The 26,524-nt window shown below is 70.1% G+C and carries 25 protein-coding genes; 13 read left to right on the forward strand and 12 right to left on the reverse strand.

From position 1 onward, the window contains the following. Nucleotides 1-141: 141 nt before the first annotated feature. Both ACZ6CZ_RS33950 and ACZ6CZ_RS33955 read right to left on the reverse strand, forming a co-directional pair. Nucleotides 142-1,263, reverse strand: coding sequence for an FAD-dependent oxidoreductase (locus ACZ6CZ_RS33950; RefSeq protein ID WP_469029112.1), 1,122 nt, complete (start codon nucleotides 1,261-1,263; stop codon nucleotides 142-144). Nucleotides 1,264-1,825: 562 nt separating this feature from the next. Further along, nucleotides 1,826-2,644 carry an enoyl-CoA hydratase/isomerase family protein gene (locus ACZ6CZ_RS33955; RefSeq protein ID WP_469029115.1) on the reverse strand — a complete coding sequence of 273 codons (819 nt, stop codon included), beginning with the start codon at nucleotides 2,642-2,644 and terminating at the stop codon, nucleotides 1,826-1,828. Nucleotides 2,645-2,942: 298 nt separating this feature from the next. Between ACZ6CZ_RS33955 and ACZ6CZ_RS33960 the strand changes: the two genes are divergently transcribed. Next, the gene (locus tag ACZ6CZ_RS33960; protein WP_469029117.1) at nucleotides 2,943-3,404 is read left to right on the forward strand and encodes a winged helix-turn-helix transcriptional regulator; all 462 of its coding nucleotides are present in this window, start codon (nucleotides 2,943-2,945) and stop codon (nucleotides 3,402-3,404) included. Between the two features lie 185 nt (nucleotides 3,405-3,589). Here the strand turns inward: ACZ6CZ_RS33960 and ACZ6CZ_RS33965 are convergent, their stop codons facing one another. Further along, nucleotides 3,590-4,168 (reverse strand): SsgA family sporulation/cell division regulator, encoded by a 579-nt coding sequence (locus ACZ6CZ_RS33965; RefSeq protein ID WP_469029120.1) that lies wholly within the window; start codon nucleotides 4,166-4,168, stop codon nucleotides 3,590-3,592. Nucleotides 4,169-4,682: 514 nt separating this feature from the next. Beyond that, complete coding sequence (locus ACZ6CZ_RS33970) at nucleotides 4,683-5,267, reverse strand: TetR/AcrR family transcriptional regulator (protein ID WP_469029121.1); 585 nt, start codon at nucleotides 5,265-5,267, stop codon at nucleotides 4,683-4,685. A 178-nt stretch (nucleotides 5,268-5,445) separates the two neighbouring features. Between ACZ6CZ_RS33970 and ACZ6CZ_RS33975 the strand changes: the two genes are divergently transcribed. The 6 genes from ACZ6CZ_RS33975 (at nucleotide 5,446) to ACZ6CZ_RS34000 (ending at nucleotide 11,672) form a co-directional block, all read left to right on the forward strand. Further along, nucleotides 5,446-6,075 carry a cysteine hydrolase family protein gene (locus tag ACZ6CZ_RS33975; protein WP_469029123.1) on the forward strand — a complete coding sequence of 210 codons (630 nt, stop codon included), beginning with the start codon at nucleotides 5,446-5,448 and terminating at the stop codon, nucleotides 6,073-6,075. Next, a complete protein-coding gene (locus tag ACZ6CZ_RS33980) occupies nucleotides 6,072-7,649 on the forward strand; it encodes an aldehyde dehydrogenase (NADP(+)) (protein ID WP_469029127.1) in 1,578 nt (525 codons plus the stop codon). The genes ACZ6CZ_RS33975 and ACZ6CZ_RS33980 overlap by 4 nt, the downstream gene beginning before the upstream one ends. Nucleotides 7,650-7,711: 62 nt before the next feature. Then, a complete protein-coding gene (locus tag ACZ6CZ_RS33985) occupies nucleotides 7,712-8,197 on the forward strand; it encodes a lipocalin-like domain-containing protein (protein ID WP_469029130.1) in 486 nt (161 codons plus the stop codon). 289 nt (nucleotides 8,198-8,486) lie between these two features. Further along, nucleotides 8,487-9,047: an NADPH-dependent FMN reductase gene (locus tag ACZ6CZ_RS33990; RefSeq protein ID WP_469029132.1), complete on the forward strand. Its 561-nt coding sequence runs from the start codon at nucleotides 8,487-8,489 to the stop codon at nucleotides 9,045-9,047. A 772-nt stretch (nucleotides 9,048-9,819) separates the two neighbouring features. Further along, nucleotides 9,820-10,188, forward strand: a complete 369-nt coding sequence (locus ACZ6CZ_RS33995) for a DoxX family protein (RefSeq protein WP_469029135.1) — start codon at nucleotides 9,820-9,822, stop codon at nucleotides 10,186-10,188. A gap of 371 nt (nucleotides 10,189-10,559) precedes the next feature. Beyond that, on the forward strand, nucleotides 10,560-11,672 hold the full coding sequence (locus ACZ6CZ_RS34000) for an NAD(P)/FAD-dependent oxidoreductase (RefSeq protein ID WP_469029137.1): 1,113 nt from the start codon (nucleotides 10,560-10,562) through the stop codon (nucleotides 11,670-11,672). 445 nt (nucleotides 11,673-12,117) lie between these two features. Here the strand turns inward: ACZ6CZ_RS34000 and ACZ6CZ_RS34005 are convergent, their stop codons facing one another. The 4 genes from ACZ6CZ_RS34005 to ACZ6CZ_RS34020 form a co-directional block, all read right to left on the reverse strand. Beyond that, complete coding sequence (locus ACZ6CZ_RS34005) at nucleotides 12,118-12,816, reverse strand: DedA family protein (protein WP_469029142.1); 699 nt, start codon at nucleotides 12,814-12,816, stop codon at nucleotides 12,118-12,120. Further along, a complete protein-coding gene (locus ACZ6CZ_RS34010; RefSeq protein WP_469029144.1) occupies nucleotides 12,816-13,430 on the reverse strand; it encodes a hypothetical protein in 615 nt (204 codons plus the stop codon). Before ACZ6CZ_RS34010 ends, ACZ6CZ_RS34005 begins: the two co-directional genes overlap by 1 nt. Before the next feature lie 369 nt (nucleotides 13,431-13,799). Then, nucleotides 13,800-14,453 (reverse strand): mycothiol-dependent nitroreductase Rv2466c family protein, encoded by a 654-nt coding sequence (locus tag ACZ6CZ_RS34015; RefSeq protein ID WP_469029148.1) that lies wholly within the window; start codon nucleotides 14,451-14,453, stop codon nucleotides 13,800-13,802. A gap of 434 nt (nucleotides 14,454-14,887) precedes the next feature. Then, a complete protein-coding gene (locus tag ACZ6CZ_RS34020) occupies nucleotides 14,888-16,231 on the reverse strand; it encodes an epoxide hydrolase family protein (RefSeq protein ID WP_469029152.1) in 1,344 nt (447 codons plus the stop codon). Nucleotides 16,232-16,807: 576 nt separating this feature from the next. On the opposite strand from ACZ6CZ_RS34020, the gene ACZ6CZ_RS34025 reads away from it, so the two are divergent. Continuing rightward, complete coding sequence (locus tag ACZ6CZ_RS34025) at nucleotides 16,808-17,263, forward strand: MarR family winged helix-turn-helix transcriptional regulator (RefSeq protein ID WP_469029155.1); 456 nt, start codon at nucleotides 16,808-16,810, stop codon at nucleotides 17,261-17,263. A 96-nt stretch (nucleotides 17,264-17,359) separates the two neighbouring features. Here ACZ6CZ_RS34025 and ACZ6CZ_RS34030 read toward each other — a convergent pair whose 3' ends face one another. The 4 genes from ACZ6CZ_RS34030 to ACZ6CZ_RS34045 all read right to left on the reverse strand — a co-directional run bounded on the left by ACZ6CZ_RS34030 (nucleotide 17,360) and on the right by ACZ6CZ_RS34045 (nucleotide 21,330). Further along, nucleotides 17,360-17,824 carry a MarR family winged helix-turn-helix transcriptional regulator gene (locus ACZ6CZ_RS34030; RefSeq protein WP_469029157.1) on the reverse strand — a complete coding sequence of 155 codons (465 nt, stop codon included), beginning with the start codon at nucleotides 17,822-17,824 and terminating at the stop codon, nucleotides 17,360-17,362. Between the two features lie 700 nt (nucleotides 17,825-18,524). Further along, nucleotides 18,525-19,238: an NADPH-dependent F420 reductase gene (locus tag ACZ6CZ_RS34035; RefSeq protein ID WP_469029160.1), complete on the reverse strand. Its 714-nt coding sequence runs from the start codon at nucleotides 19,236-19,238 to the stop codon at nucleotides 18,525-18,527. Between the two features lie 18 nt (nucleotides 19,239-19,256). Beyond that, nucleotides 19,257-20,288, reverse strand: a complete 1,032-nt coding sequence (locus ACZ6CZ_RS34040; RefSeq protein ID WP_469029163.1) for an LLM class flavin-dependent oxidoreductase — start codon at nucleotides 20,286-20,288, stop codon at nucleotides 19,257-19,259. Further along, nucleotides 20,281-21,330, reverse strand: a complete 1,050-nt coding sequence (locus ACZ6CZ_RS34045) for an LLM class flavin-dependent oxidoreductase (RefSeq protein WP_469029166.1) — start codon at nucleotides 21,328-21,330, stop codon at nucleotides 20,281-20,283. Before ACZ6CZ_RS34045 ends, ACZ6CZ_RS34040 begins: the two co-directional genes overlap by 8 nt. Before the next feature lie 503 nt (nucleotides 21,331-21,833). Between ACZ6CZ_RS34045 and ACZ6CZ_RS34050 the strand changes: the two genes are divergently transcribed. The 5 genes from ACZ6CZ_RS34050 (at nucleotide 21,834) to ACZ6CZ_RS34070 (ending at nucleotide 26,136) form a co-directional block, all read left to right on the forward strand. Further along, nucleotides 21,834-22,070, forward strand: a complete 237-nt coding sequence (locus tag ACZ6CZ_RS34050) for a hypothetical protein (protein WP_469029169.1) — start codon at nucleotides 21,834-21,836, stop codon at nucleotides 22,068-22,070. A 179-nt stretch (nucleotides 22,071-22,249) separates the two neighbouring features. Then, complete coding sequence (locus ACZ6CZ_RS34055; protein ID WP_469029171.1) at nucleotides 22,250-23,350, forward strand: CE1758 family FMN-dependent luciferase-like monooxygenase; 1,101 nt, start codon at nucleotides 22,250-22,252, stop codon at nucleotides 23,348-23,350. Next, nucleotides 23,347-23,961, forward strand: coding sequence for an FMN reductase (locus ACZ6CZ_RS34060; RefSeq protein WP_469029175.1), 615 nt, complete (start codon nucleotides 23,347-23,349; stop codon nucleotides 23,959-23,961). The genes ACZ6CZ_RS34055 and ACZ6CZ_RS34060 overlap by 4 nt, the downstream gene beginning before the upstream one ends. Nucleotides 23,962-24,229: 268 nt before the next feature. Next, the gene (locus ACZ6CZ_RS34065) at nucleotides 24,230-25,459 is read left to right on the forward strand and encodes an MFS transporter (protein WP_469029178.1); all 1,230 of its coding nucleotides are present in this window, start codon (nucleotides 24,230-24,232) and stop codon (nucleotides 25,457-25,459) included. An 83-nt stretch (nucleotides 25,460-25,542) separates the two neighbouring features. Beyond that, nucleotides 25,543-26,136, forward strand: coding sequence for a TetR/AcrR family transcriptional regulator (locus ACZ6CZ_RS34070; RefSeq protein WP_469029181.1), 594 nt, complete (start codon nucleotides 25,543-25,545; stop codon nucleotides 26,134-26,136). Nucleotides 26,137-26,524: the final 388 nt, after the last annotated feature.

The following is a 26,524-nucleotide window of genomic DNA, read 5'->3' on the forward strand; positions in this document are numbered from 1 at the left end:
GCCCGCCGACGGACAGGTTCTATGCCATGGCCCGCGGCCACCGCACGATTTCAGGAGTCCACACAACCCCGGATGATCACGCGATGGCCGTTCCCGTTCCCCGCCGGGTCCGCGGCAAGGTCGCGAACCCGGACTGAGGTGTCAGGAGTGATCGAACAGAGTGACTACGCTCTGCGGTGCTTCCCGGCCGAAAAAGATCTCCAGGTTCTGCGCCGAGCGGCCGGCGGCGTCGCTACTACGCGGGAACAGCCGCTCTTCGTAGGCGGTGAGCGCGACCTCGACGTCGGGTTGCTCAACCAGCTTGCTGGCCAAGTCTGCGCCGTCGTACATGGCGAGGTTCGCGCCCTCGCCGGCGAAGGGCGACATCAGGTGCGCGGCGTCGCCGACGAGCGTCACGCCGGGCACCCTGTCCCATATGAGCCCGACGGGAAGGGCGTAGATGGGTCGGGGCCACGGTTCCGCGTCGCTCTCTGTCACGAAGGCGGTGAGCAACGGCGACCAGCCGTCGAACTCGACGGCAACGTGGCGGAGGCCGGCGGACGGGTCGCCGAAGTCGATCGACCTCATCCACTCCTCGGGCTTGTTCAGCGCCACGTATCCGCGCACGTGCCCGTCGGCGTAGCGATGGGCGATGATCCCTTTGCCCGGTGCGACCGCCATCAGCGTGCCGCTGCCGATCGCAGCCACGCTCGCCCGACAGTTGTGGCCGCCCGAGGTGAGAGCGATCTCGATGAAGCAGGTCCCGCTGTAGAGAGGCTTGGCGGGGGTGAGCAGAGGACGCACCTTCGACCAGGCACCGTCCGCGCCGATGACGATGTCGGCGCGCGTGGCGGAACCGTCCGCGAAGGTGAGGACGCAGCCGCCCTCCGGACGGTGCCGGACCGAGGCGAGCTTGTGACCCCACCTGATCGTCCCGGGCGCCAGCGAGTCGATGAGCAGGCGCCTGAGTTCGCCACGATCCACCTCAGGACGGGCCGAACCGGGGTCCGCAGGCATGTCGAACCGGATCGTGCCGTGGCGGTCGACCACACGCTTGGCGTCCTCGCCCGGGCGGACCAGAGTGAGGAACTCGTCGTACAGACCAGCTGCGCGAAGCGCGACCTGTCCGATCTCTTCATGGATGTCGAGCAGGCCGCCCTGCACACGGGTTGTCGCCGAAGCCTCACTCTCGTAGATCGTCGCGGCGACGCCGTGAGCCTGAAGCACCCGGGCGAGCGTCAGCCCGCCCAGTCCCGCTCCGACGATGGCGATGGTCTTCCGCATGCTGCGCTCCTCTGTAGCGCCGACACGCGTCGGCGATGGTCAGCGCCGTGAGCGGACGGGACGTCCGGTCTCGGCAGGAGACGCTCACCGACAAGAACCATCTGATCGATGTACGAGCGATGCCTGGCGGGTGGACCCGCGAGACACCGTTTTTCGCGACGCTGTGACTATAGCCCGGCATCCACCTCGCAGCGGCCGGGGCCGCTCACGCTGCGACGCACCGCGCCCGCCACGTTCATCTCCGACAGCCGCCTCGACCGGCTCGGCGGTGTCGTTGGGCGTGGTTGTCCGAGTGCTGCCGTGTCCACGGCCAGGCTGCTGCACTGGTCCATCTGGCGCCGACACCACCAGGGCGACAGCCCAGCGCAGCCACTACCGACGGCGCGGACGGGAGTGGGAGAGATGCGGCCGACGTGCACCCGGGCTCGCGCACACGGCTCCCGGAGCTCCGGCGCAGCCTCAGCCTGCCCTCGCACGGAACGTCCTCACCTCGTACGGGCGCTCGCGTGCCGGACGCCGGGGGGCGTGCGCGATGCCGAGCCTCGGCGAAGCCGTCGCCCGTTCACTCCGCCAGGCGACGGCCGAGGTCGAGTTCCACACCGTCGGGCCGCTGGAGGCCGCGGTCGAACAGAGAACGGACGCGGTCGGCGTTCTCCGGACGGCCCGACGTCTGGAAGAAGGCAAGGAGACTGGCGCCGTAGGACTGGTCCGTGGGAAGGGATTCCACGTCCACCAGCGCCTTGGTCCGGGTGACGGCCGTCTTGTCGAAGCCTGCGACGCGGCGGGCGAAGCCGTCGACGAACTGCTCCAGTTCGTTTCCCGGCACGACACGGTTGACGTAGCCGTACTCCGCCGCGAGGTCGGCGGGAAAGTCGTCGGCGCCGAGCAGGATCTCGAGTGCCCTCCCGCGGCCCACGAGATGAGGAAGCCGTCCGGTGGGGTTGCCGCCGGGGACTGATCCGACGCCCACCTCGAACTGGCCGAGGACGGCGCCGGGTCCGGCGAAGCGGATGTCCGTCGCGAGGACGAACTCACTGCCGGCACCGCGGGCGCGTCCGTCGATCTCACTGATCGTGACAGCGGGGACCTTACCGAGCCGGTACAGGTTGTCCGCGAAGGGATGCAGACCCGAGGCGGCCGGCTTCATGGCAGCGACGCGGGACCGGTCGGCAAGCATGTCCCAGTGCGCCATGAAGAAGTCGGGGTTGGCGCTGCGGAAGACGACCGCGGTCAGTGCGGGTGCCTCTTCGATGCGGGTGACCAGCTCGGCGAGCTGCTCGATGGTGTCGGGGTCGATCAGGTTGATCTCTCCGTTGGAGAAGGTCACCCTCCAGTAGGACGGGCTGACCTCGTCGACGGCGAACTGCTCGTTGGCGCTCATGAGTACTCCTTGTTGTGCTGCGGTGCGGTGGTTGCGGTGTGGTGGTGCGGTCCGAGGTCGCGGTGAAGCCGTCTCGTGGAGGGGAGAAGCGGCCGACGGGGCCGAGCAGGCGGTCGGCGATCCGCCGGAACCACCGAGGCAGGACGCACGGCCGACCTCGGCGTCCGTCCCGCCGGGCGGCCTCGTGACGGCACCCGGACGACCGATCCGGGCCTGAGTCCGTGCGCGACCGACCTGAAACCTGTTTTCCAATCTAGCACCTGGATTGGAAAAAGCGTCTCAGCGGTAGGCTGGCAGCATGCCGAAGCGAAGCCAGGGACCTTCTACAGGTGACACACGCTGTTCCATCGGCCGCGCGCTGGACGTGATCGGCGACCGCTGGAGCCTGCTGATAGTGCGCGAGGCACTCAACGGAGCGACCCGATACTCGGAGTTCAGGGACCGGTTGCCCGTGGCGAGCGACGTGCTCACCCAGAGGCTCGGGGGCCTGGTGGAGGCCGGGGTGCTCGACAAGCAGCCCTACCGCGACGCCGGAGCCCGGTCACGCATGGCCTACCACCTGACGCCCGCGGGCCGCGAACTCGTGGTCGTCTTCGGCGCCCTGCAGCAGTGGGGCGACCAGTACTGCCCGCACCCCGAGGGCCCGCTGGTCCGCCGCACCAGCAGGACGAGCGGCACCCCTCTGCGCGTGGCGTTCGTCAGCGCGGACGGCCACGAGACGCCACTCGGCGACGTCGACCTGGGTACACCGGTGGGCTGACCTCCGCTCGGCCCACCGCCCGGCCCACGTCTTCCCGCAGTGAGGGCACGACCGCCTCCTCGTCGGCGACACGTGCGGCGCGCCCGACAACGGGACGCTCACGCGACCGAGCCGCCTTCCCGGCCTGCGGAACCGCGCGTCGACGCTCTTGACGCCGAAGCCCGCGGACGGCGCAGGCCGGCATTTCAGAACGTGCCGCCCTCCGGCCGATCCGCGCCCACCCATGCAGTGAGGGACTCATCCAGACGGAGCCTGCCGCTCTCCGCTCCTGCCGCCACCTCGTGCAGCATCCGGTCGACGAAGACACGAAGCGGCCGGGCCGGCACATCCAGGTCGGTGGTCCCGTCGGGCGAGCTGATCCGTATGCGCACGGTACCCCCGCCGGCCTCCAGGTGATGCGCCCTGCGGGGGGCGGGCCAGATCTGCACGTCCCCGAGGCCGGCCGGTCTGTGCAGCCCGTCCGTCAGCAGATCGCGCGCGAAGACCCATTCCACCGGCGGCGTCGAACCCGTGTGCACCACCATGCGCACGCTGTAGGGCTCGTCGGCGGCGTAGTGGAAGGCCATCGTCACGGGCAGGGAGATCGGGTCGTCCAGCAGCACTGCCGCTTCACACCGGCAGCTCACGTTCGCGGCGGAGGAGGAGGACGGTCCTGCCCCGGAGGAAATCGGGTGGTTCATCGCGCTCGTTCGCTTCCGTTCGGCGCCAATGGAGCGGTCACAAGGCGATCGGCCCGCGACCTCGTCATGCGGAACGTCGCCCATCACTTCAGTAAACAAGACGATCGGTCCACTTATTCCGTTTCCCGTTGACCGCACCATATGCAGAACACGCCTCTCGGCTCGGGAACAGGCCGGGTTCACGGGGACCGCCTCGGCCCGATCGGGCCGAGGCTTGTCGACGAGCGGTCCCTTGCCTCCACGACCAGCAGGTCGCGCGCCCCGGCAGGCCGCGGCCGTCGGGAGCCGGGCCGGTCGAGCCCGAACGTGCGGAGCGCCTCGCCCCTCCCCCGCAGATCTCGGTTCGACACCTCGCACCTCCACCCTGACCAGCCCTGTCATCGCGCCGGGACGCGCCCGCTCCTCCAGCGTGGACCGGCGAGGTTCACAGGAGGACGGTCACTGGACGGCAACGAAGCGGCTGCGGGCCGGCAAAGGAAGGACCCTCCGCCCGTCTTCCGTCAGGTGGCAGCCGGGCCTGCGTCCGGTTCCGTCGGTACAGGTGTCATCGGCGAGCACTGATGCTCGCCGGTGATTCGGCCCGGCACCGGGGCTCCCTTCAGGCGGACGCGGAGCGCGAACTGCGGCGCGCCAACCGGGCGTTCACCGTGTCCAGCAACTGGTCGGAGAAGTGCTTGTCCGCCACGGCCCGGGACATGAGGACCGCCCCGACCATCGCACTGAGTGTGAGCATGGCCTCGGCCTGGGAGTCCTCGGTGTCGTCGTCCAGGCCGGCGATCAGGTCCAGATAGGTGCGGACCTGGTTCTCGTACGCCTCCTTGAACTGCTGGTCGCCGCGCCCGGCAGCGGCGCCCAGTGTCACGAGCGCGCATCCGGTGGCCGGTCCGTCCCGGTGCTGCTGCGCGAGGTAGGCATCGATGAGGCCCGCCCGCGCGTCCTGGTCGTTCTTGTGTGCGGACCGCTCCATCTTCGCCGTGCCTTCCGCCAGCGCGAAGGCGGCTGCCTGGGCGATCAGGTCGTCACGCGAATCGAAGTGCTTGTAGAAACCGCCGTGGGTCAGGCCGGCTTCGCGCATCAGCTCGGCGACGCCCGGGCGGCTGACGCCGTCGGTTCGGATCCTGCGCGACGCAATCCGCAGAACGCGTTCGCGGGTTGCCGCCTTGTCCGCCTGCGAGTGGCCCATGACCACACTGCCTTTCGTGGGACGGAGCCGTGCGGAACCACACACGACTGGATGACACCCATCATACAGCTATGTCCGCGATGGCGGGATCTCCCCATTCCGCGCTTGACTTTCAGGATGATGGACGTAATCTACAAATCCTCAAGATGATGTGCATCATCCAGATTGGAGTGGGCCCATGACTCAGCCCTACGACCCAGGTCGCACAGCCGTGCTGCTGGTCGACCCGTTCAACGACTTCCTGTCCGAGGGCGGAAAGATCTGGCCGCGCCTGGAGGCGATGGCGAAGGAGGTGGGACTGCTTGACCACATGTGTTCGGTGGTGGCCGCCGCACGCGACGCCGGAGCACCCGTGGTGTTCGTCCCCCACCGGCGCTGGGAGCAGGGCGACTACGAGTCCTGGGACCACCCCAACCCCACCCAGCTCGGCATCATGGAACGGCACACTTTCGCCCGCGGAACCTGGGGCGGCGAGTTCCACCCCGACTTCCAGCCACGGCCCGGCGAGGTCGTCGTCGCCGAGCACTGGGGGCAGAGCGGTTTCGCCAACACGGACCTGGACTTCCAGCTCAAGCAGCACGGCATCACGCACGTCGTGCTCATCGGCCTGCTCGCCAACACCTGTATCGAGTCCACCGGCCGCTTCGCCATGGAACTGGGCTACCACGTGACGCTCGTGCGGGACGCCACCGCCGCGTTCCTGCCGGAGATGATCCACGCCGCACACGAGCTGAACGGGCCCACCTACGCCCACGCCATCACCACCACCGACGAACTCGTCCACACGTTCGAGGGAGCACGCTCATGACACTCACCGGAGAACTGCTCATAGGCGGAGTCGGCGTATCCGCCACCGCGGGATCGATGAAGGCGTTCGCCCCGGCCACGGGAACCCTCATCGAGCCGGAGTTCGCCTTCGGCGGTCCCGCCGAGGTCGACCGCGCCCTGCGTATGGCCGACGACGCCTTCGACAGCTACAGCCACACGGGGCTCGCCGAGCGGGCCGCGTTCCTCGATCTGATCGCGGACAAGCTCGAAGCGGTCAAGGACGACCTCGCCGCCCGGACCTCTCTGGAAACCGGCCTGCCCGCCGCCCAGTTCGAGGGCGAGACCGTCCGCACCGCCGCGGTCTTCCGCAAGTTCGCGACCGTCGTCCGCCAGGGACGCTTCCTCCAGACGGCCATCGACCCCGCGCAGCCGGACCGTCTGCCCACACCCCGCCTGGACCACCGCCTGCAGAAGGTGGCTCTCGGACCCGTGGCGATCTTCGGCGCCAGCAACTTCCCGATCTCCTACTCCGTCGCGGGCGGTGACACCGCCTCCGCCCTGGCCGCCGGCTGCCCCGTCGTACTCAAGGCGCACAACGCGCACCCCGGCGCCTCCGAGATCCAGGGCCGCGTCCTCCAGGAGGCCGTCACCGAGGCCGGACTGCACCCGGGCGTCTTCTCCATGGTCCGCGGCCCCGGCAACGAGATCGGCGAAGCCCTGGTGGACCACCCGCTGGTCAGGGCGGTCACCTTCACCGGCTCGGAGGCCGGCGGCATGGCGCTCCACCGCCGGGCCCAGCAACGCCCCGACCCCATCCCGGTCTTCACCGAGATGACCAGCGTCAACCCGACCTTCGTGCTGCCCGCCGCCCTCGCCGCCCGCGGCGCCGAGATCGGCACCGCTCTGGTGCAGCGAGGCATGTACAACGTCGGACAGGCCTGCCTCAAGCCCGCCGTCCTCCTCGCCGTCGACGGACCCGGTTACGCCGAACTGCGCGACGCGGCCGTCGCCGAGGTGGAGAAGTGGGCCGCGCGCCCCATGCTCACCCCTGGCATCCACGGCGCCTACGTCCGCAACGCCCAGCGCCACCAGGACAACGGCGCCGCCCTGCTCGGCAAGGGAGCCGCCCCGGCCGGCGAGGCGGACGGCCAGGCCCTCCTGCTCGAGGTCACCGGGGAGCGACTGCTGGCCGAACCCACCCTCCGTGAGGAGGTGTTCGGCCCCACGCTGCTGCTGGTCAAGCTGACGAGCGCGGAGGAACTGTTCGAGGCGGCCCGCGCCTTCCGCGGACAGCTCTCGGCAACGCTGCACGCCGACGCCGCCGACCGCACCGCCGCCGAACAGCTCCTGCCGGTCCTGGAGCGGCGCACCGGACGGATCGTGTTCAACGCCTTCTCGATCCCCCAGGAGGTCTCCTACGCCTCCACCCACGGCGGCCCGTTCCCCGCCACCTCCGACAGCCGCTTCACGTCTGTCGGGATGGGCGCGATCGAGCGGTTCCTGCGTCCGGTGACGTACCAGAACTTCCCCGACGACCTGCTGCCACGGCCCCTCCGCGAGAGCAACCCGCTCAACCTCTGGCGGCTGGTCGACGGAGAACTCACGCAGCGCTGAGCAAGCACCACGGCCCGCCCGCCGGGCGGGACCGATCGTCCTCGACAGAAGGGAGCACTCCTGTGCCCGCCAACGAACCGGCCGCGGAGGGCGACGAAGCCGGCGTACGTGACGAGGTCCGCAGACGGTTGCTCGGCGCGTGGCAACTCGTCTCGTACACCGCCAGTAGCCCCGACGGAGAGATCATCCACCCCCTCGGACCCACCCCGTACGGACTGATCGTCTACACCCCCGAGGGATACATGTCCGCCCAGCTGGGACGTGGCGACCGGCGCCCGCTGACCACCCCGCGGCTGGAAGAGGCGGCGACCGACGACCTGGCCCGGGCGGCCGCCGGGTACGTGGCCTACGGCGGACCGTTCGCGGTGGTCGGTCCCCGCACCGTGGAGCACCACGTCACCACCAGCCTCTTCCCGAACTGGATCGGCCTGACCCAGGTACGCACGGTCGAGTTCGCGGGCTCGTTCCTGCGCCTCGGTGTCACCAACCCCACCCGGCTCTGGGGGGCGGACCGTACGGCCGAACTCACCTGGCACAGGCTGGTATGACCTGAGTCATCACTCCGCGGGCGCCCGGTGGGCCGCGTACCGGGTCGCACGTCCCTCCGGCGCGCGCCGGTACCCGGTCCGTCGGGCCGTGGGTGAGAACACCGGCGCTCGGACCGGTCACACGCACTCAGCTCACGGCACGGCACACCACTGAGCGCCTCCTGGGCCATCCTCGCCCTCGACATGCTTGCGCATCCAAGTTGCTTGACTCGACAACTTCTATGGTAAGTTACTTGTAGAAGCAATTAACTCGGGGCGGCTACGGGCTGCCCTTGCGAAAGGTTCTGGTATGACCAAGATCGGTATCATCCTGGGCAGCACCCGTCCCGGCCGTAACGGCGAGGCCGTGGCCCGCTGGGTGCTGGATGTCGCCTCGAAGCGCTCGGACGCCGAGTTCGAGCTGGTCGATCTCCTCGACTACAAGCTTCCGCACCTCGACGAGGCGCTGCCGCCCTCGATGGGCCAGTACGCCCAGCCTCACACCCAGGAGTGGGCGCGGAAGATCGCCTCCTTCGACGGCTTCATCATGGTGACGCCCGAGTACAACCACTCGACGTCCGGCGTGCTGAAGAACGCGATCGACTACCTGTTCGCCGAGTGGAACAACAAGGCGGTCGGCTTCGTCAGCTACGGCGCCATGGGCGGCGCCCGCGCCGTGGAGCACCTGCGCCTCGTCGCCGGTGAACTCCAGATGGCCGACGTACGCGCCCAGGTCGGTCTCTCGCTCTTCCACGACTTCGAGAACTTCAGCGTTCTCAAGCCCGGTGACTTTCAGGTCGACGCGCTGAACACCACCCTCGACCAGGTCCTGGCCTGGAGCCGCGCCCTCGCCCCGCTCCGCGCCGCGTAACGGACCGCCTCAATCAGGAGTAGCCGCCACTCCGGCGACCGCCGCACGCGAGCCGGCGCCATCGGCCCCGCGGCCGGCGGTGGCACTCCGGCGCGATCAGTATCCGCTCGCCCCGCACTCCCTCGGGCCCACCGGTAGCCCGCTCCCCCGGGCCCACCGGTAGCCCGCGTCTGCCGCGGACGGTGGCCCAGACAGGACGGGAGGCAGGGCGAGAGGGAACGCGGGGGGCGCTCGAGGGCGAGCGCCCCCCGCCTCACGGCGGTCCGGGACGCCTTGGCCGTCGTCGGGCACCCGTTGTTCTTCGTGCCTGATGTCATGTCCGGAGCGGCCCCTGTCTCACGGCATCGCGCACGGACAAACGGGGCGAGGCCTGGCGGTCCCCGCACCCGTCAGGTCAGTCCCCCGCCGCACGGCGCGCCTCAGGCTCACCGACGGCGTGCGCGGATCGGCCGAGTCCAACCGGTCGGCCCCCTCCTCCCCCACCGCGGCCGAGCGGACAACGCGCACCATCTGGATCCCTCAACGGACGGCGGTGGCCGGCGCGGCAGGACGGCGCACCCGGTTTCTCCCGTCCTGACGTGCGCCGGTCACGCGTGGCCGCACCCACGCCGCTCAGGCGCCGTCCGCCACCACGGCGCGCCACGCACCCTCGCCGGAGCACGGACGGCAACCCCACCAGGGCCACGTGCCGGACGGCTCACGTACGTCACACCCCGATGCGGAGCGCGCCGCACCGCCCCCTCACCTCTCCAGTCTCCGAACAAGGACGATCGTGTACATCGCTGCTGTCATCCTCAGTGCTCTCCTCGCTCTCTTCTCCCTCGCCGCAGGCGCGCCGAAGGCACAGCTCAAGGGCGACGTGCCCGAAGGCCTCGTGGCGAAGGGACTCAGCTCCGGCCTGGTCCGCTTCATCGGTCTCTCGGAGGTGGCCGCCGCGGTGGCCCTGGTGGCGGGAATCTGGTGGCAGCCCCTCGGCATCGCCGCCGCCACCGGCATGGTCATCCTGCTCCTCGGCGCGATCACGTATCACGTGAAGTGGGGCGACTACGCGGACAGTTCGTCCCGCAACGCCGCCATGGCGCCCGTGGTGTTCTGCCTGCTCTCGGTGGCCACGGCCTGCACCCTGGCAGCCTCCCTGTGAGATCCGACCACCGCTGCCGTACTCACTGAGGAGTCCCGCGGCGGTGGTCGGGCCGAGATCCGCGATCGTTCGCGGTACCGCCCGTGACGAGGCCCGCCCGCCGCTCACCTCGAGCGTCGGGCGACAGTCATGCCGCCGTGGACAGCGGCACCCGGTGCGCCGGAGAGGACTCCGTCGCCGCGGACCGCCGTGCACACGCACACGCCGTCTTCACGACGGTGCCCGCACGTGGAGGTTCGGTAGCAGCACCGTCCTACCGTGAACCGAAGGGGTCTCCCCGGGGGTTCAACGAACGGTGCCCCCTCGTGGTCGCGCCGCATCACCGATCCACCCGGAACACTCGAGCACGAACGGAAAGTTGTGGGCTGATCATGGCCTCGAACACGCGACAAGTCGTCATCGTCGGCGGAGGGTACGCCGGTGTACGCCTCGCACGGGAGCTGGACAAGGAGGCCGATGTCACGCTGATCGACCTCAAGGAGGCGTTCTTCCACCGGGTCGCGTCACTGCGGGCGAGCGCCGACGAGAGATGGACGCACGCCCCTTTCATTCCCTACGACTCGCTCCTGACCCATGGCCGTGTCGTGATGAACAAGGCCGTGCGCATAGAGCCCGACAGGCGCCAGATCGTTCTCGTCACCGGGCACCGCGTGCCGTACGACGTACTGGTGCTCGCGACCGGCGCCGACTACCAGGAGCCGGCGCGCTTCACCGGGAACACGGTGGACGAGGCGGCAGCGGCCTTCCGGCACCACCAGCGCCGGACCGCGACTGCTCGCAGCATGCTCGTGATCGGGGGCGGTCCCTCCGGCGTGGAACTCGCGGCGGAACTGCGCCGGGCGAACCCTCGCGCCGCGGTGACCCTCGCCCACTCCGGTCGGAACCTGCTCTCCCACAACGGCACTGGCCGGATGGGCCGTCGAGCGCTGACCTGGCTGGAGGGAAACGATGTGCGTGTCCTGCTGGACACCTTCGTCTCGTCCGGGGGCGGTGTCGGTACCCGGCTGCGGGACCAGGCGGGTGGTTCCCTCGACGCCGACGTCGTGTTCTGGACCACGGGTACCACTCCCAACACCCTCTGGCTGCGGCTCGCGGGACTTGGGTCCTGGCTGGACGGGAGCGGCCGCGTCATGGTGGACGACCACCTCAGAGTGCGTGGCCGGCGGGACATCTTCGCGATCGGCGATGTCAACGACGTGTCGGAGGCGAAGCTCAGCCCGTCAGCCGTCGCGCAGGGCGAGGCCACGGCCCACAACATCCGCGCGTACCTCGAGCAGGGCGCACAAGGGCGCATGCCCCGCCCGTACAAGCCGGCGCCGGTGCGGGCCTTCTCCGTGCCCTTCGGGCCCGAGGGCGGCACCACCTTGCTGCCGGCGCTCGGCCGGGACGTCCTCGTCCTCGGCAACAGGGCGACGTCCAGACTCAAGAGCAAGCACCTGATGGTGCCGATGATGCGCAGGCTCCTGGGCCACACGGAGGGGTAGGCGGGCGGAGATCCCCGCCCCGGACCCGTCGGGCGCTTGCGGGTGCCGGACCCCTCCTCGGCCCGGCACCGGGAGCGGCCTCTGCCGCGCCCCCGTCCGGGAGTTGCAGGATGTGCCGGTGACCGGTGGTGCGTCCCGCCCGTGTCCCACGTGCGCTCGCAGACGTGCGGGCTCGTGGCCCGGTCCGCCGGTCAGACCCCTCCGCTCAGCACCGCACGGGCGCGATCGTCCGATGGGTAGGGGCGTCCCGGCCGCCCGTCCGGCACGCGTCGCATCGCCGGACTGTCGTAGTGGCCGGTATGTCTCCCGGCGTCCTCGCAGCGGGAGAGCACCGCACGACCAGCGTCTCCCGGCCCTCGCCCGCCGGGCCGGAGACCGCCGGCATCGCGCAGCCTCGTCTGCGGCGAGGGCGTTCGCGGCGCGTTCGGCGGGCCCCGGAGCATGGCTACCTTTCCCGCTCGTGCGGGAGGTTGACCGCGGGCTCCCGCGGTGAGCGATGCCGCGGCCCGCCCGATGCCACGACGGTGGACTTGGCGGTTCGCGTTCGGCGGCGGGCGCGGATCCGCAGGACGACGAGGGCCGGCACGATCGCGGCGGCCAGGGCCGTCACGCCGACCAGGCCGGCCGTGTGCAGCAGCCCGATGGCGGCGGCGCCGGCGAAGCGGCCGAGCAGGACCGTGGCGATGCCCCAGACCACCGACGCGGCAGTGCTGTGGAAGACGAAGCGCTTGTACGGCATGCCCGAAGAGCCGGCGGCGTAGGGCAGGAACGTCCGGGCGAATCCGATGAACTTCCCCGTGAACAGGGCCGCCCCTCCGTGGTGGGCCAGGAAGGCCGTTGCCCGTCCGTCACGGTGTCGCCCCGGCACCTTCGGCGTCCGGCGGCGGCCGGGCCGTCGTGCGCACCGGCGGCCCAGGGCGTAGCCGAGGTTGTCCCCGGTGATGGCGCCCGCGACCACGACGGTCGCGAGCACCGGAGCGTCCAGGTCGCCCCGGCCCGCCGCGGCCGCCGCCAGCAGGACGGCTGTCTCCCCCGGTACCAGCACTCCGAGGAAGGCACTGGTCTCGGCTGCCGTCAGGGCGAAGACCAGGGCATACGACCACCATCCGGCCGCCTCGATCACGGCGTCGAGGTTCATGGCCATCAGCCCGCCTGTTGTGACGGCGCGGGCCGCCGTGCGGGGACTCCGGCCGGGGTGCGGGTCCGGAGGGAGACCACTTCTCCCTGAGGATCCCAGGCGTCGGCGGGCCGGCGCCGCGCTCGCTGCCCCGGAAGGCGGCCCACGACCAACAGCGCCAGCAGGGGTACTCCTGCCGCGAACGAGGCAGCGGTCACGGGGTGGGCGGACGTCAGGACGGAAGTGACGACGGCGCCCGGACCTGCCGTCATGAGGAGGGCACGTACGCGGGACGACGCGACCGCGCCCGCCACGGCGAGGGCCGTCAGCAGGTACCAGCCGGTGACCGCGCCCGGCACCGCCACGTACTCCCGGAAGAGGCTTCCCTCGTGTGCCGGAAGGTCTTCGAGGTGCGCCCAACAGGTGTAGCCGAGCCCTGCCGCGCTGGTGAGCAGCAACGCGAGCGCGGTACGGGCGTACAGCACCGGCTGCCGGTGCGCCAGCCACAGCAGTACAAGGGCGGTCAGCGGCCAGGGAGCGAGCACGAAGAGGGAGGTCGTCCCCTGCGCCGAGTAGATCTCCGCGAGGTCGGGGTACGGCTCGCCACGCCTGGAGACACCGAGGACGGCGGCATCCAGCATCGCGACCGCCGCCGCCCCTGTGGCCAGGTGCCGAAGGACTCCGGGCAGCCGCGCCTGACGTGCGGCAGTGCCATGCCTGGTCCCGATCAGGTGAACTGGCGCCCGGGCTGCGGCGCCCGGCGTCGTCCTCGCATCAGTGTCCACGATTGCCCCTCAGTAGTTGACGAGGCAAGCATATGCGTTACTTGATGCGTCAAGCAAGTAAAGTAATGACTGCCTCCACCAACGCGACGGGTCCTACGAGTGGTTCGCCGAGTCGCGCGTCCGGTCGGCGCAGGCCCCCCGGCGTGCGGCCGGGCTCCTGCGTGCGGAAACCTCCGACGTCCGGAAGGGAAAGCTCGCCCCGTCCCTCAGGTCCGCGCACGCGGGTCAGCTGAAATCGGGACCGCTGGTGCGCGTGCGCTTGATCTCGTAGAAGCCCGGCATCGAGGCCACGGTGAGGACGCCGTCCCACAGCCGGGCGGCGTCCTCCCCCTTCGGAGTGGGATTGACGACAGGACCGAAGAAGGCGGTGGGATCGCCGCCCGCCTCCGGACCGGGAACAGCGATGATCGGGCTGCCGACGTCCTGGCCGACCAGCGTGATGCCCCTGCGGTGGGACGCCCGCAGCTCTTCGTCATAACGGTCCGTCTCGCCGGCCTCGGCCAGATCCGCCGGGAGCCCGGTCTCCCTGAGGGCGGCTTCCAGAGTCGCCCGGTTCCTGGGCTGCTGCTCCAGGTGGTAGCGGGTTCCGAGAGCGGTGTAGAGGGGTTGGAGCACCTCGGGCCCATGGGTGAGGCGTGCGGCGGTCAGTACGCGCACAGGCGCCCACGCCTCCCCCATCAGCGTGCGGATGCGTTCGGGCAGCTCGTCCAGGCGGTTCTCGTTCAGGACGGACAGACTCATGACATGCCAGGACACCTCGACGGGCCGGTATCTGGCGACTTCGCACATCCAGCGGGAGGTCAGCCAGGTCCAGGGGCACACGGGATCGAACCAGAAGTCGACGGTGGTCGGGGACGCGGGTGCTGGGGATGCGTGCACGGGAACTCCAATAGTCACCACGGCTTGGTCGTTGCCGACCGGGCGGATCGACTGGATCGGCGGGAGTGAAGAGACGCCAGTGCAACGGTACGCACGCCCGCCGCTAGCGTGCCTGTTACCGGCACTGTCCCGACCTGTTAAATTCTCGACCGGTCGTCTACAAATTAGGCGGTCGCATCACCGGTGTCAAAGAGGCGGCCCGCCACCTCATTGGCCCCGAGATCGACAATCGCGGCCTGACGCACCCCACTCCACCTCGCAGCCGGGGAGGCCGCGGGTGACGGTCCAGCTCCCGGATACCGCCACCCGCCGAACCGGTCTCCCGAGCACGGCACACGTGAGCGCCGAAGGCCGAGCCGCCTGGTGCGCGTTCAGCTCGCCGCACCATCGGTCGGCCCACGGCAGGCGTCGTGCCCAGCGCGTCGGGCGAGCCGCTAGCGCAGTGATCGGAACGCCGTCCGGATCTCCCGGGACAGCAGTTCCGGCTGTTCCCAGGCGGCGAAGTGACCGCCCTTGTCGACCTCGTTCCAGTGCACGAGGTTCCCGAAGGCCCGTTCACCCCAGCTCCGGGGAGCGCGGTAGATCTCGCCCGGGAACACCGTGACCGCGACCGGGAGAGTGGGGATGTCGAAGGCGTCGAACGGCCCGCCACCGGCCTGCGCGCCTTCCCAGTACAACCGCGACGACGCCGCACCGGTGTTGGTGAACCAGTAGAGCGAGATGGCGTCGAGCATCTCGTCATAGGTCAGGACCTTCTCCGGCTTGCCACCGGAGTCGGTCCACTCCGCGAACTTGTCGTAGTAGTACGCCGCCATCGCGACCGGGGAGTCGGCCAGTGCGTAGCCGATCGTCTGCGGACTCTGGTTCATCATCGCCGCGTACCCGAAGCCGTCGCGGTAGAAGTGCAGCAGCCGGTCGTAGGCGATCTTCTCGCGATCCGACAGGCCCCGGGGCGCCGGGTCGAAGTTGCGGAGGTGCCGCAGGACGTCCTGCGGCACCGTTCCGGGCATGTTGACGTGGATGCCCAGGAGTCCCTCGGGACGCTGCACCGCCAGCAACTCCGAGATGATGGCACCCCAGTCGCCTCCCTGCGACACGTACCGCCGGTAGCCGAGGCGTTGCATGAGTGCGTGAAACGTGGTCGCCACCCGAGCCGGGTTCCATCCGGTCGACGTCGGCTTGCCCGAGAAGCCGTAGCCGGGCAGTGTCGGAAGCACCAGATGGAAGGCGTCCTCGGCGCGCCCCCCGTGTGCGGTCGGATTGGTGAGCGGTCCGACGACCTTGAGGAGTTCGATGATCGAACCCGGCCAACCGTGCGTCATGAGCAGCGGCAGGGCGTCGGCATGGGGCGAGCGGATGTGTGCGAACTGGATGTCCAGTCCGTCGATCGCAGTGATGAACTGCGGCAGCGCGTTCAGCCTGCCCTCGACCTTGCGCCAGTCGTAGCCGCTGCCCCAGTACTCGACGAGAGGACGAAGCCGGCCCAGTTGGGCGCCCTGAGACCGGTCGCCGACCGTCTCCCGGTCGGGCCAGCGCGTCTCCTTCACCCGGCGCCGGAGTTCGTTGACGTCCCGCTGCGGAATCTTGACGCGGAACGGGCGGACCCCGGGAATCCGCTCCACCGGACCGGACGCGGCACCGTCGGATGCCGTTGCGCCCGCCGCCGCCTGCGCCTGGCCGGGCAGGCCGATCTGGGTGGCGGCGACGGCACCGGCGGCGAGGCCGAGGAACCGGCGCCGGCCGGTGTTGTGCCGCCCGGCGCCTTCGATCGTGCTCATAGGGAACTCCTCCAGTCGTTGTGGGGCATGGCTCGTGTCACGTGGCGATGACAGGGCGAAGGGCCGGTGGTTCCCGGGACCGACGCGTCCAGCTCGGTGCCCGCCCCTGGCGGTCGCCCGCTTCGAGCTCGCCGCTCCGGCGGCACCCGTTCACCGATGCCCAGCGTGGCGGAACACCTGGCGAGCGAACTGCAACGCCGGTTCGCCCCGAACTCTGCTCAGTGAGCCAGGCGGGGCGCCCGGATGATCACTGATGCCGCGCCCAGGCCCATGTGCGACACGTGTCCATACTCATGGCGCGTGTGCGTCATTGCCGGAATCGCCGCCACCAGGACCACCGGTCCTCATGCGACGGCGCTTACGGCAATGATCGTGACACCACATGCGTCACCAGTCAAGCCGGTGACGTCGCGTACGGCACTCAGTGCGATCGAGGGTGGCCGTCGGGGCGGCCGGGCCGCCTTCGTGAAGGCGCAGGAATGGCTTCCGTGTGTTCGTACACCGGTCGGTCCTCACAGCGCTTACGCGCGACGAGGACGGTCAAGCAGGGCCGATCCCAACACCTACACTGAGCCCATGGCAGACGCGACGTCGATCGATCCGCTCAACTCCGACGAAGAGGCCTTCCTGCGGGCTCTCGGCAGAGTCATTGCGTTCTTGCCCCGGGCCGTCGATGCGGACATGCTCGCGGAACACCCGATCTCCAGTGTCGAGTACACGGTCCTGGTGCACCTTTCCGAGGTCCCGCACCATCAGATGCGGATGAGCGAGTTGGCCACCATGTGCGGTCTCTCGCTGAGCGGCATGACCAGGGTCGTGAACCGTCTGGAAAGGCAGTCACTGGTCGTGCGCCAGAAGTGTCCTGAGGACGGCAGGGCGTGGCTCGCCGTCCTCACCAACCCGGGGTGGAAGATGCTGAACCAGGCGTGGACCACGAACCTGGCCAGTGTGCGCCGGCACATCTTCTCGCGTCTGGAGGGCTGCGACGTCGCCGCGGCCGCTGAGGTGCTGGAGCGCATAGCAGCCCCCTGACCTGCCCTCTCGGTGGTCGCCGGAGCGTCAACGCCGGCAGGGCGGCCCGAGGCCTCCGTCAATGGAGTCACTCCGCGCGTCCAAGGTCACGGCTCGTCAGGTGGCGACGTTCCGCAGCGCCACGGCGAGCTTCTTGAGGTCCAGGCCTTCGAGATGGTCCAGAAAGTGACGGCGTACGGCGGCCAGGTTGGCCGGCCAGGCCTGTTCCAGACGGGCGAAGCCCTCATCGGTGAGGATGGCGTCGGCACCACGAGCGTCGCGGTCGGACCTGACGCGCTGGACGAGTCCCTGACCTTCGAGTCGGGTTACCAGCCGCGTCATGCCGCTGAGGGACATCTCGACCGCGGCGGCGAGATCGCTCATGCGCAGTTTGCGCTCAGGAGCCTCGGAGAGGCGCGCCAGAGCCAGGTACTCGACCAGAGACAGACGCTGCTCCCGGATCATGTCGGCGTCCATGGCGCGAGGCAGAGCGTAGATGACGCGGCTCAGCGCCCTCACCACGGCCTCTTCGTCCGGGGTCAGGGGTTCGACTGTTCCCGGCTGCTCTGCGGTGCCTGACATCGCTCTCCGTTTTCCGCTCGTCGATGGGACCGGTGAAGAGGTTACCTGGCAGCGGACCCGGCCACTCCGGGACGTCCGCGAGATCCGGTCCCGGAGGAGCGGGAGACGCGCCTGGCGGGTACGTCGGCCGACTGGAGTTCACCGTCGGCGAGGCGCAGGAGGGTGCTCCACGGCGCGGGCGCCGCCCATGGCGCCGTAGCTGACGACGCCGACCGCCTTGTCGTTCCACTCGGCGAACGGATGCCGAAGCGGACGTTCACTCGTGTCACCGCGGTCGGGTGACCACGGATGAGCGTCGAGCGGGCCACCGCCCCGTCATGCACGCCGGGGTCGTGGAAGCGGTCACGCCTGCACTCAGCGCCCAGTGCCCCTTCGCATGATGCGGAGGGTTGTCCGTGATGACCCGCGATACCGTGTTGGCCGCCCCGTTCCGGTCCCCCGCCACGACCGGGCCGAGGTCCCCGGGGGACGGCACCGCCGCCCCGGGCCGCACGGCGCGCGGCCTCGGACGACACAGGCGACTTCCCGCTCAGTCCCGGCGACCAGTCGCTGCCACCGGAGCGGTCGAACCGCCTTGCGGGCGTGTCGTGGTGTTCGCGTCGGCCTCGTCGACGGGACCGACGGCAGGCTCCCCACCCCGGCAGCACGGGCCGGCCGTAACCGTCATGGCGCGCGCCGGCCGACGTTCACCGGCCTAGATTCACTTCGACGACCGAGGGGGTGCGGCGGAGCGAGCCTGAGCGATCACGCGTCCGCCGACCGACGCCGCCGGGAACCGGTCGAGCATCGCGCGCAGCTCGCCGGCGCTGACGTTGGCACCGAAGGGCTCGGTTCCCGGTCCCAGCCGCACGCCTTCCGCGAGCGAGCCGGCGTCGACCGGGTCGAAGCCGAGGGCGTCGACCAGGACGGCGACCACGGCCAGGTCTCCCGGGTCGTCACCGGCGATGGCGATCGCCTTGCGCCCGGCCGCGCCTCGGGGCAGCGCGCCGTCCTCGAGGTCGTGGTAGCCCATGTGGTTGAACGCCTTGACGACCCTCGATTCGGGCAGGAACGCCTGAACGATCTCGCTGGTCGAGGTACGTGGGTCGGTGAGGTCGTCGCGGACTCCGTCGACCTCCCACCAGTAGTTCATCGCATCGATGACGAGCTTGCCCCGCAGCGCGTCCACGGGGACGGTGCGGTACTTGCCCAGGGGAAGTGCCAGGATGGCGACGTCCGCCTGGTCCGCCGCCTCGGCCGCGGCGACAGCGACCGCACCAGGGGCGAGGACCTCGACGGTGAGCGCGATGCCGTCCGGTGTGCCCGACCCCGCGACGAGCACCCGATAGCCGGCGGCGACCGCCAGCCGGGCCAGCACGGTTCCCACCTTCCCGGCGCCCAGAATGCCGATCGTGCGCACGTCCTCGACGTCCATTCCGTCTCCTTCCACGTGTCAGCCGGCGAGAATGTCGCGGACCATGGGGATCACCTTCGTGCCGTACAGCTCGACCGAGCGAAGGCGAGCGCTGATCGCCTGCGAGCCCGCCGTGTAGATGAGGTCGAACCGGCCGACACCGAGTTCGCCGACGGCCCGAGCGATCTTGCGCGCGACCGTCTCGGGCGAACCGATGTACAGAGAGCCGTGTGCGATCTCGGCCTCGTACTCCTCCCGGCGGATCGGCGGCCATCCTCGCAGGGCGCCGATGCGGTCCCGGATCACCCGGTAACCCGGCCAGTGCGCCTCGCGGGCCTCCTCGTCGGTGTCGGCGACGAATCCGGGTGAGTGCATGGCGACCGGATGGGCGGTGGTGCCGAACTGTGCCGTCGCGCGCTCGTACAGTTCGACGTAGGGCACGAAGCGCGTCGGGGAACCGCCGATGACAGCGATCATCAGGGGGAGTCCGTGACGGGCGGTACGCACCACTGACTGGGGAGAACCGCCGACACCCACCCAGGTCGTCAGATGGCCGGACTCCGTCGGAGGGTAGACCTCCGCCTGGTCGAGCGGCGGTCGCACGGTGCCCTGCCAGGTGACGGGCTCCTCCTTGAGCAACTGCACGAAGAGTTCGAGTTTTTCCTCGAACAGGACGTCGTAGTCGGCGAGATCGTAGCCGAACAAGGGGAACGACTCCGTGAAGGAGCCGCGCCCGAGGATGACTTCGGCCCGTCCGTCGCTCAGGGCGTCGAGAGTCGCGAACCTCTGGAAGACCCGGACCGGGTCGTCGGAGCTCAGCACGGTGACGCCGGAGGACAGGCGCATGCGCTTGGTGCGGGTGGCGATGCCGGCGAGCACCGTCTCCGGGGTGCTCACCGAGTATTCCGGGCGGTGGTGCTCACCGAGTGCGAGCACGTCGACGCCGATCTCGTCCGCGAGGACGGCCTCGGTGACGGTCTGGCGTATCGACCGGGCATGGGAGACGAGCGCACCCGAATCGTCTTCGGGTACGTCGCCGAACGTGTCCAGGCCGAGAACGAGTTCAGACATGTGTGGATTCCTTGCTCAGTATCTCCCGCACACGCGGCGCGACTTCGCGACCCAGCAGCTCGATGGTGCGGGCGCGAGCCTGGCGTGGCAGATGCATGACGTCATATTTGAGGTCGAAGCGGCTCAGGCTCAGGTCACGGGCGACTCTGGCGATCTTGCGAGCAACCGTTTCCGGGGATCCCACGAAGAGTGCGCCGTGGTCCAGCTCAGCCTCGTAGCGCTTGCGGCTCGGCTGGTAGAAAGCGCGCTCCTTCGCGAGCTGGGTCACGACCGGTTCCCAGTACCGCCACCAGGTCTCGGTCGCCTCGTCATCGGTGTCGGCGACCAGCCCCAGGGAATGCTGACCGACCGGCAGCGGGTCGTGCCCCGCCCGCTGGAGGGCCTCCCGGTACAGGGCCACGTGTCCGGTGAAGCGCTGGGGGCGGCCGCCGACCACGGCCAGCATCACGGGCAAGCCGTGACGGGCGGCACGGACGACGGAGCCGGGGCTGCCGCCCACACCGATCCAGGTCGGTATTCCTCCGGGGCGCATCCGCGGACGCAGACGCTGATCGACGACCGAAGTCCGGGTCTCCCCGCTCCACGTCACCTTCTCTTCCCTCTGGAGGCGCAGGAAAAGGTCGAGCTTCTCGTCGAAGAGCTGCTCGTAGTCGGCGATGTCGTAACCGAACAGAGGGAACGACTCCGTGGCGGAGGCGCGCCCCAGCACCAGCTGTGCCCGGCCGTTCGACACGGCGTCGAGCGTGGCGAACTCGTGGTACAGCCGCACGGGATCATTGGTGCTCAGCACCGTCACGGAGGTGCCCAGGCGAATGCGCCTGGTGACCATGGCCATGGCGGAGAGCAGAACGGGTGTGGCGCTGTCGACGTGGCCCGGCCGGTAGTGCTCCCCGACGCTGAAGACATTGATACCCGAGGCTTCGGCGAGTTCCGCCTCCTCCACGAGCAGCCGTACGGTCTCGGCATCGTCGAGCGTTCGGCCGCCGTCCGTGGCGACTTCCCCGAAGGAGTCGAGCCCGACCTCGAAGGCATGGGTGGGCATGACGTTCGCTTCCTCTCCCGCATTCCGGGCGGGATGACCCACCGAGCGGCACTTGCTTGACCCGTCAAGCATGCCTTCCCATGCTTGACTCGTCAAGCAGATGGGGTCGCGTCGGCGCCTCGGCGATGACCCCGCCCGGAAAGGGGCGACGCGTCCGGCCGCGCCCCCTCGGCGCCGCCGGTGTGGCCCGCCGGCCTCTCGGGAGTCATCGCCCCCACGGCGAAGGCGACGGACGCGGCGCCGCCGAAGCACGGCGCCCCACCCGAGCCATGACCCTTCCACCACGACCCACCGGACGATCAGCGGCCGTTTCGGCGGGGCGCCGGCCGCCCCCGCGCCCTCGATCGATGTGACGTGAAGCATGGCGCCCGAGTGCGCGACCGCCTCCGGGGGTGGTTATATTTGCTTCGCACAGCAAGTACAGTTCTCCGAGTCCAGCCCGGCCCGGAACCCCGCGCCGACGCGCTCGCAGACCGACGAACAACCGGGGAAAGGAACCACACGTGTCCCCCATCGTGATCGACATCCAGTCCGACCGCTCATGGACGAGAGGTGCCCCGGACGTCGCGGGCGCCGGCCGCCACAGGGGCCGGCAGGCCGACGAAGACCTGTGCAGGCCCGGTACCGACGCCGGGGGCCACGGCCGTCACCGCGCACCCGCGCAGGTCGCGCCCGCCCGGCCGGCCGTGACGCCCGGCGTCTTCGGCAGTGATCCGGCCGGTCGGCTCGTCCGGAGCTGAGGAGCCGGCCGGCCGCGACGGAAGCCACGTCCGCGACCGACAGCGGCAGCCCGTCGCACGGCCATGCGTCACTGCCCGGAGAGCTGAGGCGCGCCCCGACCGGACCCGCGGGGCCGGGACCTCCGGCTCCGGTGCGTCGACCGAACGAACGACCGACATGACAGACAGGAAGTGCACAGATGCAATTCGGGATCTTCGGCGTAGGGGACATAGCGCGCGACCCGGTGTCCGGACAGACGCCCACGGAGCACGCGCGGATCAAGGCCCTCGTGGAGTACGCCAAGCTGGCCGAGGACGTGGGCCTGGACGTCTTCGCCCTGGGCGAGCACCACAACCGCCCTTTCGTGCCGTCCTCGCCCACCACGCTTCTCGGCCACGTCGCGGCCCGCACCGAACGCATACTGCTGTCCACCTCGACGACCCTGATCACCACCAACGACCCGGTGAAGATCGCCGAGGACTACGCGATGCTCCAGCACCTCGCCGACGGCCGGGTCGACCTGATGATGGGCCGCGGCAACACCGGACCGGTCTACCCCTGGTTCGGGCAGGACATCCGCAACGGCATCCCGCTGGCGGTGGAGAACTACGCCCTGCTGCGCCGGCTGTGGCGCGAGGACGTCGTCGACTGGGAGGGGAAGTTCCGTACGGCGCTCCAGGGCTTCACCGCCACCCCCCGCCCGCTGGACGGCGTCCCGCCGTTCGTCTGGCACGCCTCCATCCGCAGCCCGGAGATCGCGGAGCAGGCCGCCTATTACGGCGACGGCTTCTTCCACAACAACCTCTTCTGGCCCAAGGAACACGTCCGCCGCCTGGTGGACCTCTACCGGGGCCGCTTCGAGCACTACGGTCACGGCAGGGCCGACCAGGCGATCGTCGGTCTGGCCGCCCACGTGTTCGTGCGGGCGAACTCCCAGGACGCGGTACGCGAGTTCCGCCCGTACTTCGACCACTCCCTGTACGGCAACAGCGGGTCCCTGGAGGAGACCATGGCGCAGACCGCGGTGATCGCGGGCAGTCCGCAGGAGGTGATCGAGCGGGTGCTGGCCTACCGCGAGCACGCGGGGGGCGACTACCAGCGGCAGCTGTTCAACGTGGACGGGATCGGAGTCCCGCGCAAGACGGTGCTCGAACAGATCGAGATGCTGGGCGAGATCGTGCCGGTGCTGCGCGGGGAGTTCGCCGACGGCCGCCCGGCGCACGTCCCGGACGCCCCCACGCACGCCTCGCTCGTCGCCGCGAACCAGAAGCGTACGGCCGCGGAGGGTGGCCGGCGATGAAGCGCACCCTCGCCGTCGTCTCTGCGGGCCTGCGGCACCCTTCGTCCACCCGCATGCTGGCGGACCGGCTCACCGAGGCCACCCGGCGGGACCTGGAGGGACAGGGGGCACAGGTCGACATCGACATCGTGGAGGTGCGTGACCACGGGCACGACATGGTCAGCTATCTGACGTCGGGCTTCCCGTCGGACGCGCTGCGCCAGGCGTTCGAGACGGTCGCGAAGGCGGACGGCCTGATCGCCGTCACCCCGGCTTTCACCGCCTCGTACAGCGGCCTGTTCAAGATGTTCTTCGACTGCCTCGACGACACCGCGCTGGTGGGCAAGCCGGTCCTGATCGCCGCCACCGGCGGTACGGGTCGGCACTCCCTGGTCCTGGAACACGCGCTCCGGCCGATGTTCGCCTATCTGCGTGCCGTGACCGTGCCCACCTCCGTCTTCGCCGCCACTGAGGAGTGGGGCGGCGGCGGCGATTCCCCGGGGACGCTCCTGCCGAGGATCGCGCGGGCCGCGGGTGAGTTCGCCGACGAGATGCGACGGCGGGAGTCCCCTGACATCTCGGATCCCTACAGCGACCCGGTGCCGTTCGCGCAGTTGCTGGACGGGCAGTGAGACGGCGCCGGCTCCCGGCGCCCGCGGATGAGGCCGAGGTATTCCCGGCGGGCGGAAAGAGCCGCTGCGACATGTCTCACGGTCCCGCCCGGTCCACTACCAGACAGATCTGTCTACTATGAGGAGGTCCCCGCGCCGACCTGGAAGTGATCGCATGAGCTCCCTGCCTTCCCCACCTCAGTCCGTCTCGCCGGGCACGCCCCGAGGCCGGTCCGGAGCACACGCGGCTCCGCGACGCGGGCGGCTCGGCCCCGTCGCCTCCATCGGCGTGCTGGCCTCGATCCTGGTCTCACTGCTGGCGGCGTCCAGCGCACCGACGCCGCTCTACGCGATCTACCAGCAGCACTGGGGCTTCTCCCCCATCACGGTCACGGTCGTCTTCGGCGTCTACGCGGTGGCCGTTCTCCTCTCCCTGCTGGTCTTCGGGAAGATCTCCGACCATGTGGGCCGTCGCCCCGTGCTCGTGGCCGCGCTGCTCGGGCAGGCACTGGCGATGGTGGCGTTCGTCGAGGCCGGCGGCGTGGGCGCGCTGCTCGCCGCCCGCGTCCTCCAGGGGATCAGCACCGGCGCCGCGGTCGGCGCACTGGGCGCCGGGATGCTCGACATCGACGCGCGCAGGGGCGGCTTCCTGAACTCCCTGGCTCCGACGGTGGGCACGGCGGGCGGCGCCATGATCTCCGGGCTGGTCGTGCAGTACCTGCCCGCTCCCACCCGTCTGATCTACCTGGTGCTGCTGGGCGTGTTCGTGCTCCAGGCGCTGGCGGTGCTCGCGATGGGCGAGACGGTCTCCCGCAAACCGGGCGCACTGGCCAGCATGGCTCCCGAGTTCAAGCTGCCGCGAGCCGCGCGTGCGGCGGTCGGTATCGCCGCACCCGTGATGTTCGCCGTGTGGGCACTGACGGGCCTGTACGCGGCCTTGGGCCCGGCCATCGTGCGGACTCTGGTGCACTCCTCCTCCGTGGTGTGGGGCGGACTGCCCCTGTTCGTCCTCGCCTCCTCCGCCGGGCTGGCCGTCGTACTGCTGCGGCGGACGGCCACGCGCACGGTCATGCTGACCGGCATCGGCGCACTGGTCGTCGGCGTGCTGATCACCTTGCTGTCCGTGGCCTCAGGTGGCGGCGCCCTCTCCGTGACCGGGTTCTTCGTGGGCGCGGCGATCTCGGGCTTCGGCTTCGGCGGCGGCTTCCAGGGCGGCATCAGGCTCGTCGTCCCGCTGGTCGAACCGCACGAGCGGGCCGGTGTGCTGTCCCTGCTGTACGTCATCTGCTACGTGGGCCTGGGTGTGCCGGCGGTGATCGGCGGGTTCCTGGTGGTGCACGGCGGAGGCCTGGTGGCCACCACCCGGGAGTACGGCGGTGCCGTCGTCCTGCTGGCGCTGGTGGCACTGACCAGCTTGCTGCTGAGCGGCCGCCGAGCCGAGCGCGTGGCCGTGGTGCGACCGGCCGGTCCGGCCGCCGAGCCCGTACCCGCGCCCACGGCGGAGATGGCACAGCGGTGACCTCGCCCGAGGCGCTGGATGGCACAGCGGTGACCCCGTCCGAGGCGCTACAGTGGACAGATCTGTCTGAGTGAGGTGACGAGATGACGACCAGCAGGACCGGGACCCGGACGCCGGCGCGGGAGCGACTGCTCCAGGCGGCCAACGAGCTGTTCTACGGCGAGGGAGTGCAGACCGTCGGCATCGACCGTGTCATCGAGCACGCCGGGGTGGCCAAGGCGTCCCTGTACAACACCTTCGGCAGCAAGGAAGGCCTCGTCTGCGCCTACCTGGACTTCCGTCACGAGCGCAGCCGCGAGCGGATCATGCGGTCCCTGACCCGCTTCCGCACCCCCCGTGAGCAACTGCTCGGCGTCTTCGACGCACAGGGCGAGGCGTTCACCGACCCCGCGTACAACGGCTGCGCCTTCGTGCGGGCCACCGCCGAGGCACCGGCGGACAGCACGGTGCGTCGCGCCGCCGAGAACTACCGCACCTGGGTTCGCGGCCTGTTCACGGAGTTGTCAGCCGCTTCCGGCTTCGCCGAGCCGGAGGAACTGGCCCGCCAGTTGCACCTGCTGTACGACGGCGCGGAACAGGCGGCACGGATGGACCGCGACCCGTCCGCCGCCACGACCGCCCGCAACGCCGCCGCCGCTCTCCTCGCGACGGCACCCCTCGCGCGGTCACCGCGCTGACCGTTCCAGCGTCCGCCGGCTCGCGAGAGCGTGGTGGACACCTGAACCGTGTCACGCGGCACTGAGCCCCGCCGTACGCACATCCGACGTGGCCGGCCGCACGGCCCGCCGGCGGATCGTCCGTCTCGGCGTGCTACGGCGTACGACCGCAAGGGCGTCGTAAGGTGCATCGCATGAGCGCTGACTCCCCGTTCCGGTTGTCCAGACGATCTCCTTCCTACTGGCGCGTCACCTTTGATATGCCGCCCATCAACCTCGTCGACTACGCGGTCTTCGCGGCATTGGGAGACCTAGGCAGTTTCGTTTGGATCATCGGGCGGACCAGAGGAAGATGCCCGCGATGTGGAGTCCGGCCAAGTAGATGGTGGCTGTCTTCTCGTAACGGGTG

The organism is Streptomyces sp. NPDC041135 (genome assembly GCF_055592085.1).

Coding starts and splice junctions, on each gene's coding strand:
- ACZ6CZ_RS33950 (WP_469029112.1), bottom strand. CDS start 1,263: ATGCGGAAGACCATCGCCATCGTCGGAGCGGGACTGGGCGGGCTGACG.
- ACZ6CZ_RS33955 (WP_469029115.1), bottom strand. CDS start 2,644: ATGAGCGCCAACGAGCAGTTCGCCGTCGACGAGGTCAGCCCGTCCTAC.
- ACZ6CZ_RS33960 (WP_469029117.1), top strand. CDS start 2,943: ATGCCGAAGCGAAGCCAGGGACCTTCTACAGGTGACACACGCTGTTCC.
- ACZ6CZ_RS33965 (WP_469029120.1), bottom strand. CDS start 4,168: ATGGGCGACGTTCCGCATGACGAGGTCGCGGGCCGATCGCCTTGTGAC.
- ACZ6CZ_RS33970 (WP_469029121.1), bottom strand. CDS start 5,267: ATGGGCCACTCGCAGGCGGACAAGGCGGCAACCCGCGAACGCGTTCTG.
- ACZ6CZ_RS33975 (WP_469029123.1), top strand. CDS start 5,446: ATGACTCAGCCCTACGACCCAGGTCGCACAGCCGTGCTGCTGGTCGAC.
- ACZ6CZ_RS33980 (WP_469029127.1), top strand. CDS start 6,072: ATGACACTCACCGGAGAACTGCTCATAGGCGGAGTCGGCGTATCCGCC.
- ACZ6CZ_RS33990 (WP_469029132.1), top strand. CDS start 8,487: ATGACCAAGATCGGTATCATCCTGGGCAGCACCCGTCCCGGCCGTAAC.
- ACZ6CZ_RS34000 (WP_469029137.1), top strand. CDS start 10,560: ATGGCCTCGAACACGCGACAAGTCGTCATCGTCGGCGGAGGGTACGCC.
- ACZ6CZ_RS34005 (WP_469029142.1), bottom strand. CDS start 12,816: ATGGCCATGAACCTCGACGCCGTGATCGAGGCGGCCGGATGGTGGTCG.
- ACZ6CZ_RS34010 (WP_469029144.1), bottom strand. CDS start 13,430: ATGCTGGATGCCGCCGTCCTCGGTGTCTCCAGGCGTGGCGAGCCGTAC.
- ACZ6CZ_RS34020 (WP_469029152.1), bottom strand. CDS start 16,231: ATGAGCACGATCGAAGGCGCCGGGCGGCACAACACCGGCCGGCGCCGG.
- ACZ6CZ_RS34025 (WP_469029155.1), top strand. CDS start 16,808: ATGGCAGACGCGACGTCGATCGATCCGCTCAACTCCGACGAAGAGGCC.
- ACZ6CZ_RS34030 (WP_469029157.1), bottom strand. CDS start 17,824: ATGTCAGGCACCGCAGAGCAGCCGGGAACAGTCGAACCCCTGACCCCG.
- ACZ6CZ_RS34035 (WP_469029160.1), bottom strand. CDS start 19,238: ATGGACGTCGAGGACGTGCGCACGATCGGCATTCTGGGCGCCGGGAAG.
- ACZ6CZ_RS34040 (WP_469029163.1), bottom strand. CDS start 20,288: ATGTCTGAACTCGTTCTCGGCCTGGACACGTTCGGCGACGTACCCGAA.
- ACZ6CZ_RS34045 (WP_469029166.1), bottom strand. CDS start 21,330: ATGCCCACCCATGCCTTCGAGGTCGGGCTCGACTCCTTCGGGGAAGTC.
- ACZ6CZ_RS34055 (WP_469029171.1), top strand. CDS start 22,250: ATGCAATTCGGGATCTTCGGCGTAGGGGACATAGCGCGCGACCCGGTG.
- ACZ6CZ_RS34060 (WP_469029175.1), top strand. CDS start 23,347: ATGAAGCGCACCCTCGCCGTCGTCTCTGCGGGCCTGCGGCACCCTTCG.
- ACZ6CZ_RS34070 (WP_469029181.1), top strand. CDS start 25,543: ATGACGACCAGCAGGACCGGGACCCGGACGCCGGCGCGGGAGCGACTG.